Origin of the sequence: Exiguobacterium sp. SH0S7 (assembly GCF_004337195.1) — a bacterium.
Classification (GTDB): domain Bacteria; phylum Bacillota; class Bacilli; order Exiguobacteriales; family Exiguobacteriaceae; genus Exiguobacterium; species Exiguobacterium aurantiacum_A.
Window position 1 is genome coordinate 295,251 of sequence record NZ_SJVA01000002.1, and the last position, 15,900, is coordinate 311,150.

The following is a 15,900-nucleotide window of genomic DNA, read 5'->3' on the forward strand; positions in this document are numbered from 1 at the left end:
GAGAGCGACCTCCAATTGGATGCCGCTCTTTTAGTCATTATTTGATTTCTTTAATTTCGACGACCATGTCGCCGCCAGGTGTTTGCACGTTCACGACGTCTCCGACAGTACGACCGAGAAGCGCTTTCGCGATCGGCGATTCGTTCGAGATTTTCCCTGTGAACGGGTCAGCCTCGGCACTGCCGACGATTGTATATGTTTCGTCTTCATTGTCTGCTTGAATGAAAAACGTCACCGTTTTCCCGATTGCGACCATTGAGTTGTCCGCACCGTCGTCTTTGATGATGACAGCGTTACGAAGCATCTCTTCAAGTTGTGCGATGCGTCCTTCGACCATAGCCTGCTCTTCTTTCGCTGCATCGTACTCAGCGTTCTCAGACAAGTCTCCGAAGTCACGGGCAATCTTAATACTTTCAACGACTTCTTTACGGCGCACTGTCTTCAGTTCATTCAATTCATGTTCAATCTTGTCTTGTCCTTCTAACGTCATGTAATGTTGCTTTTCAGCCATGTCTGTCACTCCTTCATTGTCTCCTAGTATATTACAGCACATCAAAATTGAAAACGATTTATTTTAGTAGGCCCGATTGCGTTCCGTAAGCACCCAGCGGATCTTTGTCACGAGAAGATCGATGGCGACAAAATTCTCGCCGCCTTCAGGGACGATGATGTCCGCGTAGCGCTTCGTCGGTTCGCAAAATTGCAAGTGCATCGGACGGACGACGTTCGTATATTGCGCGACGACCGAATCAATCGAGCGTCCCCGCTCGTTAAGATCGCGTTGCATCCGGCGTAAAATCCGAACATCGGCGTCTGTGTCGACGAACACTTTAATATCCATCAACTCACGAAGACGGTCGTCCTCGAGTGCTAAAATCCCTTCGACGATGACGACGTCGACCGGTTGGATCAAAATCGTCTCGTTCGAACGTGTATGGGCCGCATAATCGTAAACCGGCTTCTCGATCGCTTGATGATTTTGCAACTGCTTGATCTGTTCGATCAACAAATCGTTGTCGAATGCGAACGGGTGGTCATAGTTCGTCTTATATCGCTCTTCCATCGTCATTTCTGACTGGTCTTTATAGTAGGCATCTTGCTCGATCATGACGACCGATTGTCCTTTGAACGCATCCACGAGTGCACGGGCGACGGTCGTCTTTCCAGATCCAGTCCCACCGGCCACGCCGATAATGACGGGTTTATGTTGCATCAAAGTTAAATCCTCCTCATCGTAATTTACGACTGATTGCTAGGCCATCACCGAGAGGCAAAATCGCGGTGTGATAATCGGTCCGTGCCATCAATTGCTCAGTAAACTGTTTTACGAGACGGATGAGCCGGCGTCTCCGACGGTCAAGAACTGACACGTCTTCGAGCAGGACGTCTCCTCTCAAAAACAAATTATCGCTGTAAATAGTACCACCAATTGGTACTAAAGCGCCATACCCATCAAAGAATTTTTGATATTGGCCTTTGGCTGCATCGATGAAAACCGCATCAAACGGTCCTTCGATCGACCCAATCAGTTCGACCGCATCGCCGTGAATGATGGTGATCCGGTCCGAGACGTCCGACCGTCCGATAAAGCCGAGCGCTTCCTCGTAACGACGTGCATTGCGTTCGATTGTGACGATTTCGGCCTCAGGCAACAGCTCAGCCATGCGGATCGCACTGTATCCGATCGCCGTCCCGACTTCAAGTATACGCTGCGGCCGTTGCATCGCGAGTAACGATAATAACACCTCTGAGCCGGTCAAGTCCATAATCGGCACGTGATGAACGCGCGCAAACTCTTCCATCTCCGCTAAGAGCGGTGACCGGTTTAAAATCAAGCCCTCCACGTATCCTTCATAGGATGAATGTTCCACGTCTTACACCTCTTACTCTCTATTCATTCAAACGACCGGAAGCCAAGGCCTCCGGTCGCATATCTATCAGTTGTTCGCTTCTTCGAACGCTTCCCATTCAGGGCGATATTTGTTGACGTTCTGTTGATGTGCCTCATATGTCACTTCAAACAGAACTTCTCCGCTAGGGAAACCTTCGCGAGGCGGCCGTGCGTAGAAATAAACGTTGTCTGTATCGTTCGGGTTGAGCGTCGCTACGAACGCGTCACGACTGACCGAGGCAATCGGACCAATCGGGATCCCTGGGTAACGATATGTGTTATACAGTGAATCGTTTTGCAAATCATTGAACGACGTGAAAATTGACGTCTCGCCCGTTCCGTACCAAACGGTCGGGTCGGACTGCAACTTCATCCCGTCCGCAAGCCGGTTCTCAAACACGCCGGCAATCTCTTGACGGTCTTCTGTCGATACCGCTTCTTTTTCGACAACGGAAGCGAGAGCGAGCGTCTCGTGGAACGTACGTCCCGACGCCTCGACAGTATCAGCATACTCGAGATATAGCTGTTCGGTCGGCTTCAGCATCTCATCGATGATTTGTGTGAGCGTGACACCTTTGTCGAACTCATACGTGGCCGGGAACAAGTAGCCTTCGAGCGGATGGTAAATCCCGTCTGCTAACACTTCTTCGGTCAACATATCGTGTTCGGCAACGAGTGAACGGATATATTCCTGATCGCTCAGCTGTGCCGAAATCTCTTCTTTCGGAATTTCAGCCACGTTGGCGAGCCGCGCGATGACTTGATCGATCGTGAATCCTTCTGGAATGACGAGTTTGATGTCAGGTACGACAATCACTTTCCCCGTCTTCAGCGTGGCGATCAACTCGTCAAGTGACTGTGACGGTGACATCGTATACGTCCCCGCTTGGAACGATGACTCATTTTTAAACCGTGTGTATAAACGGAAAACCGTGCTATTCCTCACAAGTCCATTCTCTTCGAGTAGTTCGCCAATATAACCTGAGCCTGCACCGAGCGGAATCTCAACTTCGACCGTTTCGGACGAAGCGGGATCGACCGGCTCAAGTGACCGCTTTACGAATGCATACGAGACAGCGGCGCCCGTGGCGATGACAAGAAGAAAGACAGCAAGGATAATAACCGTGATGCGTCGAACGATCCGGCTACGCGCACGCTTCTCATCAGACATCGATGGATGATTCATGCGTGTTCTCCCCTGTTCTTCTGTATGAAGATGGGCGACGAGGGTTTACCCTAGCCGCCCGTCCATTTATTAGTCTAATCCGACTTCGTCGTTGACGATGTCGAACGCTTCCATCACTTCTTCAAAGTCATCATCATCTTCGACGAGTTTCAAGATGAACTCACCATCTTCAAGTTCTTCGATTTCAAACGCGTAAACTTCGATTGTATCTTCATCTTCTGTTTCCGGGTTACCGACTGGTTCGAGGACGACAAACGTCTTTTTCGAACGGTCGCTCGTCATACGGAAAATTTCTGCAAATAAATGCTCGTCTCCATTTTCATCTGGAATACGGTACATTTCTTCTTCACGACGGATTTCTGCCATGCGTAGTTCCTCCTTATTTCCCTGAACGATCCAGGTAATTTTGTAAAATCATGACGGCTGCCATCTTATCGATGACGGCCTTTCTCTTTTTACGGCTGACGTCTGCTGAAATGAGCATCCGCTCCGCTTGCATCGTCGTTAAACGTTCGTCGACGAGAACCGTCGGCAAACCGGTCGCCTCGGTGAGGGCGGCGGCAAACGCCTGTGACGCCTCACCCCGAGGACCGATCGTTGCGTTCATGTTCTTCGGAAGACCAACGACGATTTCTTTCACATCGTACTGCTCGATAATCGGTTGAAGCAAACGAACAGCCTGTTCAAAGTCGGGTTCCGTCCAATAGACCGTCTCCACACCTTGCGCCGTCCAACCCATGAGATCGCTCACTGCGACCCCAATCGTCTTCGAACCGACATCAAGCCCCATAACTCGCTTCATATTAGTCCTCTTTCCGATCGTTCAAATACGATTTGACCAACTCTTCGAGCAGTTCATCCCGCTCAATTTTGCGAATCAAGTTTCGCGCATCGTTATGACGCGGAATGTAGGCAGGGTCACCTGACAACAAGTATCCGACGATTTGATTGATCGGTTGGTAGCCTTTTTCCTCGAGTGCTTGATACACAGTGATCAGTGTCTCTCGAGTATTGGCTCGATTATCATCTTCTGGAAAATTGAATTGCATCGTGCGATCCATTTGGCTCACAAGAATCCACCTCTTTCCGTTTGCACTTCACATTCTATTATGCCAGTGATTGAACGTAATGTGAAGCAAACTTCAATGCTTCGTCCAGTTTTGTCGCATCACGACCTCCGGCTTGAGCCATATCAGGACGGCCGCCGCCGCCGCCGCCGCAACGAGTCGCGACTTCTTTAATCAATTTCCCGGCGTGGAAACCACGGTCGTTCAAGTCTTTCGTCACACCTGCGACGAGGTTGACCTTGTCGCCGTTCGCTGATCCGAGAATGATGACGGCTGATCCAAGTTTTCCTTTCAACTCGTCGACCATGCCCCGGAGCGCATCCATATCCTGTCCGTCGACACGTTTGGCAATCAATTGGACGTCGCCGTACGTCTCGATCGAATCCGTGAGCGTTGACGCCTCGATGTTCGCAAGTTTGGCTTTCAACGACTCAGCCGCACGTTCCGTCTCTTTCATTTCAACTTGAAGCGCTTGGACGCGAGTAGGCACTTCGAACGGTTTCGTCTTCAACAGTTTCGCAGCCGCTTCAAGCGTCTCGATGTGTTGGTTCATGACTTCATACGCGCCAGCGCCTGTGACCGCCTCGATCCGGCGAGTCCCGGCCCCGATGCCTGACTCAGACAAAATTTTGAACAACCCAATTTCAGCCGTGTTGGCGACGTGGCAACCTCCGCATAGCTCGACCGAGTAATCACCGGCCGCGACGACGCGGACGACGTCCCCGTACTTCTCTCCGAATAATGCCATCGCTCCCTTCGCTTTCGCGTCGGCGATGTTCATCTCTTCGATATCGACACCGATCGATGCCCAAATCTTCTCGTTCACTTGACGTTCGATCGACTGGATTTCTTCCGCTGTCACTTGACCGAAGTGCGAGAAGTCGAAGCGGAGACGGTCCGGTGTCACGAGAGATCCGGCTTGATTGACGTGCTCACCGAGCGTATCTTTCAAAGCGCGGTGCAACAAGTGCGTCGCCGTATGGTTCTTGATGATCGCTTGGCGCGAATCGAAATCGACCGTAGCCGTCACCGCGACCTCAGCCTTGGCAATCCCTGAATCGACGACGACCGTATGCAAGTTTTGACCGTTCGGTGCTTTCGATACACCCGTGACGCGCAAGACGAAGTCCGTCCCGACGATTCGGCCTTTGTCGCCGACTTGACCGCCGCTTTCGGCGTAGAACGGGGTGTGGTCAAGGATGACTTGCGCCTCTTCTCCTGCCGCGACGACGTCCGCAAGCTCGCCGTTATGAATCAAGCTGACGATTTTCGCTTCAGACTCAAGGTTCGTGTACCCGACGAATGATGACGGGAGCGTGATGTCAGCGAGGACACCTGATTGAATTTGCATCGATTCGACGTCAGCACGCGCCGTACGGGCCCGTTCACGTTGTGCGTTCATCGCTTGCTTGAATCCATCCTCATCGACCGTCAACTTGTGGTCTTCTGCGTATTCGATCGTCAACTCGAGCGGGAAGCCGTACGTATCGTATAGACGGAACGCGTCTTCTCCACTGATCACGTTCGATCCAGTTGCTTTTTGTGCTTTCGCGACTTCGTTCAAGATTGCAAGGCCGTCGTGAAGCGTCTCGTGGAAACGCTCCTCTTCGTTCTTGATGACTTTTTTGATGAAGTCCTTTTTCTCACTCACTTCTGGATAGAAGTCGACCATGATGTCACCGACGACGTCGACGAGTTCAAACATGAACGGACGCTCGATTCCAAGCATCTTCGCGTAACGGACGGCACGACGGAGCAGACGGCGCAACACATAGCCGCGGCCTTCGTTTGACGGGAGTGCCCCGTCCCCGATCGCGAACGATACGGTCCGGATGTGGTCGGCGATTACTTTGAACGCCACGTCTTTACTGTTGTCAGCCCGATACGTCTCACCGCTGATTTTTTCTGTCTCGCGAATGATCGGCATGAACAAGTCGGTGTCGAAGTTCGTCGGCACGTCTTGAAGCACACTCGCCATTCGCTCGAGTCCCATCCCTGTATCAATGTTTTTACGCGGGAGCTCGGTATAGTTGCCGTGACCGTCATGGTTGAACTGGCTGAAGACGATGTTCCAAATTTCAAGGTATCGCTCGTTTTCGCCGCCTGGATAAAGTTCCGGGTCAGTCGGGTCGTCACCGAACGCCGGGCCACGATCGAAGAAGATCTCCGTATTCGGGCCAGACGGGCCTTCGCCAATCTCCCAGAAGTTTTCTTTGAGCGGGATGATCCGGTCAGCAGGAACACCTAACTCGAGCCAAATTTGTTTCGCTTCCTCGTCGTCCGGGTGAATCGTTACCGACAAAAAGTCCGGGTCAAGCCCGTACCAGTCGTCGCTCGTGAGTAGTTCCCAACCCCATTTGATAGCGTCTTCGCGGAAATATTCACCGACTGAGAAGTTCCCGAGCATCTCGAAGAACGTATGGTGACGCGCCGTCTTCCCGACGTTCTCGATATCGTTCGTCCGAATCGACTTCTGGGCGTTGACGATACGCGGGTTTGCCGGAATGACGCGACCGTCAAAATATTTTTTAAGCGTAGCGACGCCTGAGTTGATCCAAAGAAGTGTCGGGTCCTCGACCGGTACGAGTGAGGCACTCGGCTCGACCGCGTGTCCTTTTGACTTAAAGAAATCTAAATACATTTGGCGAATCTCGGCGCCAGTTAATGGTTTGAGCGGTTTCATCAACAATTCCTCCTTATTCTGAACGAAACGAAAAAAAAGCGATGCCCGTCCCTGTGGAAAGGGACGAAAGCATCGCTTCGTGGTACCACCCTCGTTCGCACGGATTTACCGTGCCTCGAAACATCCGATAACGCGGATGAGACGCCCAGGGTGAGTGGGGACTCCAGACTAGCTTCGGTCGACCGACCCCCATCTTCTCACAGCCTAGGAAGATGTCTCTGGTGAGGCGGTTACGACTTACTCATTTCCTTCATCGTCTTTAATCGTTTCAGTTTTCTATTGGTCATTATCACATGTCAGAAACCAGACGTCAAGACTTGCCGCCAAGCCGTTCGACGAGTTTTGTCCGCCGCACCGGCTCTTCTTCCCGCGTCGCCGCCTCGAGCGCCCGGACGTCGCCGAACAAGAGCAAACTCTTCTTCGCCCGCGTGACGGCCGTATAGATCAAGTTGCGCGACGAGCGGAAGCCGCCGTTGAAGAAGACGGGCATGAGTACGATCGGGAATTCGGAGCCTTGCGACTTATGGATCGTGATCGCATAGGCGTGGGTGAACTGGTCCCATTCGCTGCGGTTGTATTCGACCTCGGTCTGGTCGAAGCGGATGTAGATCTTATCGACTTTGTCGACGTTCTCTTTGGCGAAGAAGATGTTCGTGATCTCGCCGATATCACCGTTATAGACGTTCTCTTCGGCGTTGTTGACGAGTTGGAGCACTTTGTCGCCGCTCCGGTACGTCCGATTGCCGTGTTTTACTTCCCTTGCCGCCGACTTCGGATTGAACACGTTTTGGAGCGCCTCGTTCAACCCATCGATGCCGCACACCCCCCGATACGTCGGGGCGAGCACTTGGATGTCGAACGGCGAATAGCCTTTTCGCAGTGCGGCGCCGGCCATCTGACAGATCGCCTGCAACGCCGTCTCTTGGTTCGCTGTATAGAAGCGGCGGTCCGGCAACGCCGCGAGCAAGTCGTCGGGCATTTGTTTCGCGTTGAGCGCGTGCGCCAAACGCAGGATACTCGACTCGGACGCCTGGCGATGGACGACGTCGAGCCGGACGACAGGGATGCCGCCGGTCGCCATCAAGTCGGCGAGCACTTGGCCCGGTCCGACCGACGGGAGTTGATCACGATCGCCGACGAACAAGATCTTCATCCCGTTTGGAACGGCCCGCAGCAGGCTGCGGAACAAGAAAATATCGATCATCGATGCCTCGTCGACGATCAACACTTTGCCGACGAGCGGGTTCGTGTCATCGACTTGGAATGAGCTGCCGTCGAACTTGAGCAACCGGTGAATCGTCGAAGCCGGTAGCCCAGTTGATTCACTGAGCCGCTTGGCGGCGCGGCCGGTCGGTGCGGCGAGGACGAACGGGAACGGTTGGTTCGGTACCGGCTCGAGCTTCCAATCGAACACGTCGCTGAGGGCGTGGATGATGCCGCGGACGACGGTCGTCTTCCCTGTTCCCGGTCCGCCGGTGAGTACCATGAGCGGGGACTTCAAGGCGAGCTCGATCGCTTCGCGCTGTTGCTTGGCATATTCGATCGAAAACATCTCTTCGACCCGACCGACGGCGTCAAAAATCGTCGTCATATCAACGTCTTCGGTCGTCGATGTCGACATGATCCGGGCTAGTTCTTCGGCTGCTTTCCGTTCAGCCCGGTAGACGCGCGGGTGATAGACGACACCGTCCTCGACGATGATCCGTTCATCTTTGACGAGCGTCTCAAGCGCGGCATTGAGCGCCTCGGCCGGATCGCCACCGATGATGCGCGGCATCTCACTCGCGAGTTGATCGGCCGTGACGAACAAGTGTCCGTTCCCTTGCTCGAGTTCGAGTACATACAATACCGCCGCCGCGATCCGCTCCGGATGGATGCCTTGAATCCCGAAGTGAGCGGCGATGGCATCGGCCGTCTTGAAGCCGATGCCTGGAACGTCATACATGAGCGCGTATGGATTCTTTTCAATCGTCTCCATAGCCCGTCCTTCATACTCTTTATGAATCTTCGAAGCGAGTCGCGGGGTCACGTCGAACGGGGCTAAAAACAGCAACAGCTGGTCGACCCCATATAAGACGTTCAACCGCTCGGTGATGACGCGGGCTTGTTTTTCTTTCAACCCATCGATTTTCGATAAGACATCGGGATGCTTGACGATCTGGTCGATACAATCGTCACCGAGCGTGTCCGCGATTTTTTGTGCCGTCTTTTGGCCGATCCCTGGGAACGATCCGTTCGTCAAAAAACGGACAGCGGCCCGCTTCGTCATCGGGACAACGCGACGGATCCAATCCGCTTTCATCTGTTTGCCAAACCGTGGATGGTCGACGAGACGGCCGTGCGCTTTGTACGTCTCGCCTTTCTCAATGCCGACACCGACACCGGCGATGACCATTTCAGTCTCGTCTGTCTCAAAATTTTTCTCTTTTATACGTACGAGCGCAATAGTATGCGCTTCTTCTTCCGATTGAAACAGGACGCGGATGACTTTTCCTGTCAACTCGTAAGGTGCTGCTATCATTCGAGCCACCTCCAGCTAGTTTTCCATTCCCCATTATAGCCCGAGTTCGAACGGTAGAACAAATGGACTAACTGAATAGATTCAAGATTTGCTCGAGTTGATCGAGGTTAAGCCGCTCGAGCAACCGAATCAATTGGTCGATATCGACCCGATTTAAGATGCGTTCGAGTTGTTCCAAGTCGACGGTCTCTAGCAACCGCTCGAACCGTTCGAGTTCACCTGAGTTGACGTATCCTTCGAGCCGATCAAATAGCTCGGTCCGCTCGATGCGGAACAGCTGCTCGAGTGACGGTCGTTGAATGAAGAAGACGAGCCCGGCGGCCACTACGTGGACACCCCAGTTGAGAACGACGTGACCGAGCCGTACCGTCTGTCCGACGAACGGGATGAGCGGGATGAACGAGAGCTGCAAGACGATGATAACGAGTTGAATGTATGGGTTCGGGATGAACCAAGCGGTGAGCGCGAGCATTGCTGGGACGACCCACGCCACCCCGATCGTCCCGAGCGTCTTGGTCCACGACCGGTTTAACGACAATAGCCAATGCATGAGGATCCCGACGACGAGGAACGTCACAAACAATAACAAAAGCGTCGACGTCGCCCGCTCGGACTCGATGACGACCCGGTACAGCACGTTGTTCGTCCACTCCCCGCTGGCAAGCCGGTCATCGACCGCTGTAAATAAACGTCCGAGCATGAACCATTCGACAATGAAGAATACGACGACACTGAATAGACTAAGTATGCGCATGATGTCTCCCCTTTCTAGCGTTCCCCTTCTTTTCCCCGAACCTGAAACAAGCTATGCACGTTTTTCAGTGAATCAAAGCGGGAACTGTCGAAGTGAAACCATGAAGGAGGAAACAATGATGACGAAACGGCTACCAATCAGTGGACTATGTGAACTCGTCTTAGAAGTGACCGACATGACCGAGGCCGTCGATTTCTGGCACGGCAAGCTCGGTTTGCCGGTCGTCGAGCAATGGATTGGCGATGACGCCGAACCGAGCGCATCGCAAGAAGGTGCGAACGAGCCATGGGCGACATGGCTGTACGTCGGCGGCAATACGCGGCTCGGTCTATGGCTGAAGCGTGACTTTACGACAGACGAAGAAGAAAATCGCCAGCAACAAGTGACCGAATGGGACACGCTGTATGACGAAGGCGGCGCCCACGTCCATTGCGCCTTTTTCGTGCCGATGAAATCGTTCGATCAAGCGCTAGAAGTGCTCGAGGCGTCAGCGATCCCGACGAAGCTGCGGACGTGGGACGAGGACGAGACGGTCAACGGCAAAGAGCGCTCGGCCTACTTTAAAGACCCGAGTAAGAACGTCATCGAACTGTATACGAAAAATATGGACGAGGCATACGGCGAGTTTGCCGGCGAGCCGGTGAAGATCACGACGAAACAGCTATGACGGCTGTTTTCGACTGTTCTCTCTTCATGATAAGATGAGAGAAAATGGAAAAGGTTGTGCCAGATGCGATTCTTCCCTCTTCTGCTCATGATTGGTCTCGGAATGCTCACGTTTGTATTGTATTTCATGATTGATGCTTTTCCGACGCTCGATCGCCCGACTTCTTTTGCCGCATTAACATTCGTCTCATTCGGTGTGACCTTCCTCATTTTGACGGATGGTATACGCCGGGCTAAATCAGGGAAACGCGTCGTGTGGAGCTACATTGTGCTCGCCTGCACACTTTTGTTGACGACGTTGAACTTGTTCGTCTGGTTCGCCGGAGAACTTGTGAACTGACAACGGGACGAAAAGCGCCTCTCGCAAAAAAATAGCGAGAGGCGCTTTTCGTAATCAGTTTCCGAGCAATTCATCCATTTTCGCTTTCGCGTCACGTGCGAGCTCATGGTCCGGCTGTAGTTCGAGTACGCGCTCGAGTTCGGCGTACGTCTTGTCCTGCTCACCGAGGAACGCATAGGCGATGGCCAAGTTATAGCGGGCGTCCGTATGAGACGCATCCAAGTCGAGCGTGTCCTCGAGTGCGTCGACCGCCAAGTCGAGCTGTTCGTTTTGCGCGAGCGCGAGCCCGTATTGGAACGTGATCTCGACGTCTTCCGGCGCTTGCGTTTTCGCTTCCCGAAGTCGCGGCAACGCGCGGACGAAGTCGCCCATCGCTTTGTACGTCAAACCGAGCATGAAGTGCAAGTCTGCATCATTCATGCCGGAAAGGAGCGCTTGTCGTAGCGACGCCTCGGCCAAGTCGACTTGTTCGAGCTCATAGGCGAGCGCGCCTTTCGCGTAATGGGCCGCACCGAACGCATTGTCGAGTTCGAGCGCCTTATCGTAAAAGACGACCGCCCGTTCATGGTCACCGATCGCTTGAAGCAGCGTGCCCATGTTGACGTAACCGGTCGGGTCCGTCGGATTCGACTCGATGGCGTCGTTGAAATGTTTGGCCGCTTGTTCAAATTCACCTCGCTGCATCGCTTGGATGCCTTGTTCGTTTGCGTTCACTGTCATCACCTCATCCGATATAGTCGAGTTGTTTCCCGTTAATATACGCTTTGTCGATCGTCGCTCCGCCTAGACAGATATCGCCGTCATAAAAGACAACGGCTTGTCCTGGCGTGATGGCACGTTGTGGCTCATCAAATTTGACGAGTACTTCGCCACCATCGAGCGGCGCGATCGTTACCGGCACGTCTTGTTGACGATAGCGGAACTTCGCCGTCGCCCGGAACTCCGCCTCAGGAGCCGAGCCGGTCCACGACAATTGTGACGCAAAGAGCGCGTCTGAATAGAGCGCGTCGTGATGGAAGCCTTGGCCGACGTAGAGGATGTTCTTTTCGACGTCTTTTCCGACGACGAACCACGGCTCTCCGTCTCCGCCGATGCCTAGACCGTGCCGCTGACCGAGCGTGTAATACATGAGCCCGTCGTGGCGTCCTTTCACAATCCCGTCGAGCGTCTGCATCTCACCTGGTTGTGACGGCAAGTATTGACCGAGGAACTCTTTGAAGTTCCGCTCTCCGATGAAGCAGATGCCAGTCGAATCTTTCTTCTTCGCCGTCGCGAGTCCAGCTTCTTCAGCGATGACACGGACGTCTTTTTTGTCCATGTGCCCGATCGGGAACATCGTCCGCGCGAGTTGGTCTTGCGACAATTGGTTCAAGAAGTACGTTTGATCTTTGTTGTCGTCTTTCCCACGCAACAGGCGGTGCTCGCCGTCGACGAACTCGACGCGGGCGTAATGCCCTGTCGCGACGAAGTCGGCCCCAAGTCGGAGCGCATGATCAAGGAACGCCTTGAACTTGATCTCTTTGTTACACATGACGTCCGGGTTCGGCGTCCGCCCGAGGCGATACTCGGCCAAGAAGTATTCAAAGACGCGGTCCCAATATTCTTTCTCGAAGTTGACCGCGTAGTACGGGATCCCGATTTGGTTGGCGACCGCGATGACGTCCTCATAGTCTTCTGTCGCCGTGCAGAATCCAGACTCATCCGTATCGTCCCAGTTTTTCATAAAGATCCCGATGACGTTATACCCTTGCTCTTTTAACAGATGGGCCGTCACCGAAGAATCGACGCCGCCTGACATTCCGACGACGACCGTCGTGTCTTCAGGGGCTTTTGTTCGTAAGTTCATCTATCTCACTCCGTTCATAAATGTCGAGACGACTTCATGTAGTCGTTCGGCGAGCCGTGTCACGTCATCGACCGTGTTGCCCAGTCCAAAACTGATGCGGACCGATTGTTTCGTCCGGTCAGATTGACCGTACATGGCCGTCAGCACGTGCGACGGCTCAATCGTTCCAGCCGTGCAGGCGCTGCCGCTCGAAATGGCACAACCGCGCATGTCCATCATGATCAGGAACGGCTCAAGCTCGATACCCGGCAGGTACAAGTTGACGATGTGAGGCAAGCGGTTCGCCCCGTTCACTTCGTACTCGACGCCAAGTTCATCAAGCGTGTGTAGCAACGTGTCAGCCATCTCTCGGTAAGCTGTCACCCGCTCGTTCCGTTCGGCTATGACCAGTTCAGCCGCTCGGCTAAACCCGACGGCACCCGGAACGTTTTCCGTGCCGGCTCGACGTTTCCGTTCTTGTTGTCCTCCAAAAGAACGCGTCGCTAATTTTACACCTGTTTTTATAAAAAGAAAACCGATACCTGTCGGACCGTTCACTTTATGCGCCGACGCCGACAACAAGTCGACGCCGAGCGCGTGCACGTCGATCGCTTCTGTGCCGAGCGCCTGGACCGCGTCGGTATGGAACAACGTATCCCGGTCGGCTAGCAACGTCCCGATATCAGCAATCGGTTGGATTGTCCCGACCTCGTTGTTGCCGTACATGACCGAGACGAGAATCGTATCGTCACGGAGCGCGTCTTTAAGCGCAGCGACCGATATGGCACCGGACTCGTCGACGTCTAAGTACGTCACGTCGAACCCTTCACGCTCGAGTTGCCCCATCGCATGCAAGACGGCGTGGTGCTCGATTTTCGTCGTGATCACATGCTTCCCTTTATGTCGGTTCGCATAAGCTGCGCCGAACAAGGCGTAATTGTCTGACTCGGTCCCGCCCGACGTGAAGACGATCTCGTTTGGCGTCGCACCGATCCATGTCGCGAGCGTCCGTCGTGACGCGTCGAGCGCCGCCCGAGCTTTCCGGCCGACACCATGTATGCTCGACGGATTACCGTACTGCTCTAAAAAATATGGAGTCATCGCCTCGAGCACCTCGGGACGCATCGGCGTCGTGGCCGCGTGGTCAAAATAGTTCATATCCGTTCACCTCATCGTTAAATATAGAACATGTAGCCTTCTGAATCTTCTTCCGCGAGATCGGCGAGTGTCGTTTCTTCTAACACCGTCTCGATCGCCGCTTTGATCTTGTCCCAAAGTTTTCGCTTCACGGCGTCGTCCGTCTCCGAGTCTTCGACAATCGTCAGCGGACCTTCGAGCAGACGAATGATCTCACCAGCCGTGATATCGCTCGGTGCTTTGACGAGCTGATAACCACCGTAGGCACCGCGGACACTTTTGACGAGACCGCCGTTACGGAGCGGGCCGATCAATTGTTCCAAGTAATGTTCTGGCAGTTCATGGCGCGCCGCGATTTTCTTCAAACTGAGCGGTTTGTTGTCCGTCTCACGGGCAAGCGCGATCATAATCGTTAAACCATAACGGCCTTTAGTAGATATTTTCATATTGGTTTCTCCTTCTGTTATACTGTTCGAACAAACGTTTGTCGAAAGGAACGTGTACGTATGAGTGATTTATTTCAACAATCGAATAGCGGGCCGCTCGCCAACCGGATGCGCCCGGAGACGTTAGACGAAGTCATCGGTCAACGCCACATCATCGGTGAAGGCAAGCTGTTGCGCCGCGCCATCGAGGCCGACCGGCTCGGCACCATTATTCTTTATGGTCCGCCCGGCACTGGCAAGACGACGCTCGCTCGCGTCATTTCAAACTATACGAAAGCGACGTTTGTTCAATTGAACGCTGTCACGGCAAAACTAGATGAGCTTCGGAGCGTCATCCGTGCAGCCGAATCTCGATTTGATTTCGAGCAAGAGCGGACGATTTTATTTTTAGACGAGATCCATCGTTTCAATAAACTGCAACAAGATGCGTTGCTACCGGCGCTAGAGGCCGGCAAGCTCGTCTTGATCGGGGCGACGACCGAAAATCCAAGTTTCGAGGTCAATGCGGCGCTATTGTCGCGCGCGACGGTGTTTCGGCTCGAGCCGCCTGGACAAGACGAGCTCCGGGTCGTGCTTGAGCGTGCGCTCGCCGACAAGAAAGGGCTCGGCAACTACCCGGTTGAAATCGAAGACGCGGCTGTTGACCATTATATCAAAATGGCGGACGGTGACTATCGTGTCTTATTGAACGCCCTCGAACTCGCCGTCTTGACGACGCCGGAAATCGAAGGCAAGATTCAAATCACGCTCGACGTCGCCGAAGAGTCGATCCAACAAAAAGCCATCAAATACGATAAGACGGGCGACCGACACTATGACGTCATCTCGGCGTTCATCAAATCGATCCGCGGCTCGGACCCGGACGCCGCCCTGTACTGGCTCGCCGTCATGATCGAGGCGGGCGAATCGCCACGCTTTATCATGCGCCGCCTGTACGTTCACGCGGCCGAAGATATCGGGCTCAGTGACCCGAACGCGCTCGTCATCGTCGACGCGGCCGCACGGGCGAGCGAACATATCGGGTTCCCGGAAGCACGCATCCCGATGGCCGAGGCCGTCCTCTATCTCGCGACGGCACCGAAGTCGAACGCCGTCATCACCGCGATCGATAAGGCGATCCATCACGTCCGGACGGTCGAAGGTGGTCCCGTCCCGGTCCATCTCCGCGACGCGCATAGCCCTGGGGCACGCGAGCTCGGTAATGGCGCCGGCTACAAATATCCGCATGACGAGAAAGACGGATACGTCCCACAAAACTACTGGCCGGAAAATTTGGCCCGGAAACGTCCTAAATATTATACACCGACGAGCCGTGGCTTCGAGCAACAACTCCAAAAACGGCTCGACTATTGGGAAAAACGACGCTGACTCATTCGAGTCGGCG

The 15,900-nt window shown here is 53.8% G+C and carries 17 protein-coding genes; 3 read left to right on the forward strand and 14 right to left on the reverse strand.

All coding sequences use genetic code 11. The features are described 5' to 3' along the window. Positions 1-37: 37 nt before the first annotated feature. The 10 genes from greA to EVJ22_RS05260 all read right to left on the reverse strand — a co-directional run bounded on the left by greA (position 38) and on the right by EVJ22_RS05260 (position 10,102). Positions 38-511 (reverse strand): transcription elongation factor GreA, encoded by a 474-nt coding sequence (gene greA / locus EVJ22_RS05215; RefSeq protein WP_070327646.1) that lies wholly within the window; start codon positions 509-511, stop codon positions 38-40. Positions 512-574: 63 nt separating this feature from the next. Next, the gene (gene udk, locus EVJ22_RS05220) at positions 575-1,213 is read right to left on the reverse strand and encodes a uridine kinase (RefSeq protein ID WP_071399478.1); all 639 of its coding nucleotides are present in this window, start codon (positions 1,211-1,213) and stop codon (positions 575-577) included. A 16-nt stretch (positions 1,214-1,229) separates the two neighbouring features. Continuing rightward, on the reverse strand, positions 1,230-1,871 hold the full coding sequence (locus tag EVJ22_RS05225) for an O-methyltransferase (protein WP_131443429.1): 642 nt from the start codon (positions 1,869-1,871) through the stop codon (positions 1,230-1,232). Positions 1,872-1,937: 66 nt separating this feature from the next. Beyond that, a complete protein-coding gene (gene mltG / locus EVJ22_RS05230; RefSeq protein ID WP_084813090.1) occupies positions 1,938-3,077 on the reverse strand; it encodes an endolytic transglycosylase MltG in 1,140 nt (379 codons plus the stop codon). 69 nt (positions 3,078-3,146) lie between these two features. Then, a complete protein-coding gene (locus EVJ22_RS05235) occupies positions 3,147-3,443 on the reverse strand; it encodes a DUF1292 domain-containing protein (RefSeq protein ID WP_024369916.1) in 297 nt (98 codons plus the stop codon). Positions 3,444-3,456: 13 nt separating this feature from the next. Then, positions 3,457-3,879 (reverse strand): Holliday junction resolvase RuvX, encoded by a 423-nt coding sequence (gene ruvX, locus EVJ22_RS05240; protein ID WP_071399476.1) that lies wholly within the window; start codon positions 3,877-3,879, stop codon positions 3,457-3,459. A 1-nt stretch (position 3,880) separates the two neighbouring features. Further along, entirely contained in the window at positions 3,881-4,147 is a 267-nt protein-coding gene (locus tag EVJ22_RS05245; protein ID WP_035386073.1) for an IreB family regulatory phosphoprotein, read from the reverse strand. A 37-nt stretch (positions 4,148-4,184) separates the two neighbouring features. After that, positions 4,185-6,827 carry an alanine--tRNA ligase gene (gene alaS, locus EVJ22_RS05250; protein WP_131443430.1) on the reverse strand — a complete coding sequence of 881 codons (2,643 nt, stop codon included), beginning with the start codon at positions 6,825-6,827 and terminating at the stop codon, positions 4,185-4,187. Between the two features lie 310 nt (positions 6,828-7,137). Further along, a complete protein-coding gene (gene recD2, locus EVJ22_RS05255) occupies positions 7,138-9,348 on the reverse strand; it encodes an SF1B family DNA helicase RecD2 (protein ID WP_071399473.1) in 2,211 nt (736 codons plus the stop codon). A 67-nt stretch (positions 9,349-9,415) separates the two neighbouring features. Beyond that, a complete protein-coding gene (locus EVJ22_RS05260) occupies positions 9,416-10,102 on the reverse strand; it encodes a magnesium and cobalt transport protein CorA (protein WP_071399472.1) in 687 nt (228 codons plus the stop codon). Between the two features lie 118 nt (positions 10,103-10,220). On the opposite strand from EVJ22_RS05260, the gene EVJ22_RS05265 reads away from it, so the two are divergent. Together EVJ22_RS05265 and EVJ22_RS05270 are read left to right on the forward strand one after the other, a co-directional pair. Next, positions 10,221-10,769, forward strand: a complete 549-nt coding sequence (locus tag EVJ22_RS05265) for a VOC family protein (RefSeq protein WP_233589610.1) — start codon at positions 10,221-10,223, stop codon at positions 10,767-10,769. 87 nt (positions 10,770-10,856) lie between these two features. Beyond that, positions 10,857-11,108: a hypothetical protein gene (locus EVJ22_RS05270; protein WP_131489884.1), complete on the forward strand. Its 252-nt coding sequence runs from the start codon at positions 10,857-10,859 to the stop codon at positions 11,106-11,108. A 54-nt stretch (positions 11,109-11,162) separates the two neighbouring features. Here the strand turns inward: EVJ22_RS05270 and EVJ22_RS05275 are convergent, their stop codons facing one another. Genes EVJ22_RS05275 through cymR form a run of 4 tightly spaced genes read right to left on the reverse strand, consistent with a single transcriptional unit; the run spans position 11,163 to position 14,516 of the window. Next, positions 11,163-11,828 (reverse strand): tetratricopeptide repeat protein, encoded by a 666-nt coding sequence (locus EVJ22_RS05275; RefSeq protein WP_199749314.1) that lies wholly within the window; start codon positions 11,826-11,828, stop codon positions 11,163-11,165. Between the two features lie 4 nt (positions 11,829-11,832). After that, the gene (mnmA, locus tag EVJ22_RS05280; protein WP_071399468.1) at positions 11,833-12,954 is read right to left on the reverse strand and encodes a tRNA 2-thiouridine(34) synthase MnmA; all 1,122 of its coding nucleotides are present in this window, start codon (positions 12,952-12,954) and stop codon (positions 11,833-11,835) included. After that, positions 12,955-14,091: a cysteine desulfurase family protein gene (locus EVJ22_RS05285; protein ID WP_131443432.1), complete on the reverse strand. Its 1,137-nt coding sequence runs from the start codon at positions 14,089-14,091 to the stop codon at positions 12,955-12,957. Between the two features lie 17 nt (positions 14,092-14,108). Continuing rightward, a complete protein-coding gene (gene cymR / locus EVJ22_RS05290) occupies positions 14,109-14,516 on the reverse strand; it encodes a cysteine metabolism transcriptional regulator CymR (protein ID WP_071399466.1) in 408 nt (135 codons plus the stop codon). A gap of 60 nt (positions 14,517-14,576) precedes the next feature. Between cymR and EVJ22_RS05295 the strand changes: the two genes are divergently transcribed. Beyond that, positions 14,577-15,884, forward strand: a complete 1,308-nt coding sequence (locus EVJ22_RS05295) for a replication-associated recombination protein A (protein ID WP_131440884.1) — start codon at positions 14,577-14,579, stop codon at positions 15,882-15,884. Positions 15,885-15,900: the final 16 nt, after the last annotated feature.

Excerpts from the sequence above, each read along its gene's own strand:
- greA (WP_070327646.1), bottom strand. The coding sequence starts at position 511 with ATGGCTGAAAAGCAACATTACATGACGTTAGAAGGACAAGACAAGATT.
- udk (WP_071399478.1), bottom strand. The coding sequence starts at position 1,213 with ATGCAACATAAACCCGTCATTATCGGCGTGGCCGGTGGGACTGGATCT.
- mltG (WP_084813090.1), bottom strand. The coding sequence starts at position 3,077 with ATGAATCATCCATCGATGTCTGATGAGAAGCGTGCGCGTAGCCGGATC.
- EVJ22_RS05235 (WP_024369916.1), bottom strand. The coding sequence starts at position 3,443 with ATGGCAGAAATCCGTCGTGAAGAAGAAATGTACCGTATTCCAGATGAA.
- ruvX (WP_071399476.1), bottom strand. The coding sequence starts at position 3,879 with ATGAAGCGAGTTATGGGGCTTGATGTCGGTTCGAAGACGATTGGGGTC.
- alaS (WP_131443430.1), bottom strand. The coding sequence starts at position 6,827 with ATGAAACCGCTCAAACCATTAACTGGCGCCGAGATTCGCCAAATGTAT.
- recD2 (WP_071399473.1), bottom strand. The coding sequence starts at position 9,348 with ATGATAGCAGCACCTTACGAGTTGACAGGAAAAGTCATCCGCGTCCTG.
- EVJ22_RS05260 (WP_071399472.1), bottom strand. The coding sequence starts at position 10,102 with ATGCGCATACTTAGTCTATTCAGTGTCGTCGTATTCTTCATTGTCGAA.
- EVJ22_RS05265 (WP_233589610.1), top strand. The coding sequence starts at position 10,221 with ATGACGAAACGGCTACCAATCAGTGGACTATGTGAACTCGTCTTAGAA.
- EVJ22_RS05270 (WP_131489884.1), top strand. The coding sequence starts at position 10,857 with ATGATTGGTCTCGGAATGCTCACGTTTGTATTGTATTTCATGATTGAT.
- EVJ22_RS05275 (WP_199749314.1), bottom strand. The coding sequence starts at position 11,828 with ATGACAGTGAACGCAAACGAACAAGGCATCCAAGCGATGCAGCGAGGT.
- mnmA (WP_071399468.1), bottom strand. The coding sequence starts at position 12,954 with ATGAACTTACGAACAAAAGCCCCTGAAGACACGACGGTCGTCGTCGGA.
- EVJ22_RS05285 (WP_131443432.1), bottom strand. The coding sequence starts at position 14,091 with ATGAACTATTTTGACCACGCGGCCACGACGCCGATGCGTCCCGAGGTG.
- cymR (WP_071399466.1), bottom strand. The coding sequence starts at position 14,516 with ATGAAAATATCTACTAAAGGCCGTTATGGTTTAACGATTATGATCGCG.
- EVJ22_RS05295 (WP_131440884.1), top strand. The coding sequence starts at position 14,577 with ATGAGTGATTTATTTCAACAATCGAATAGCGGGCCGCTCGCCAACCGG.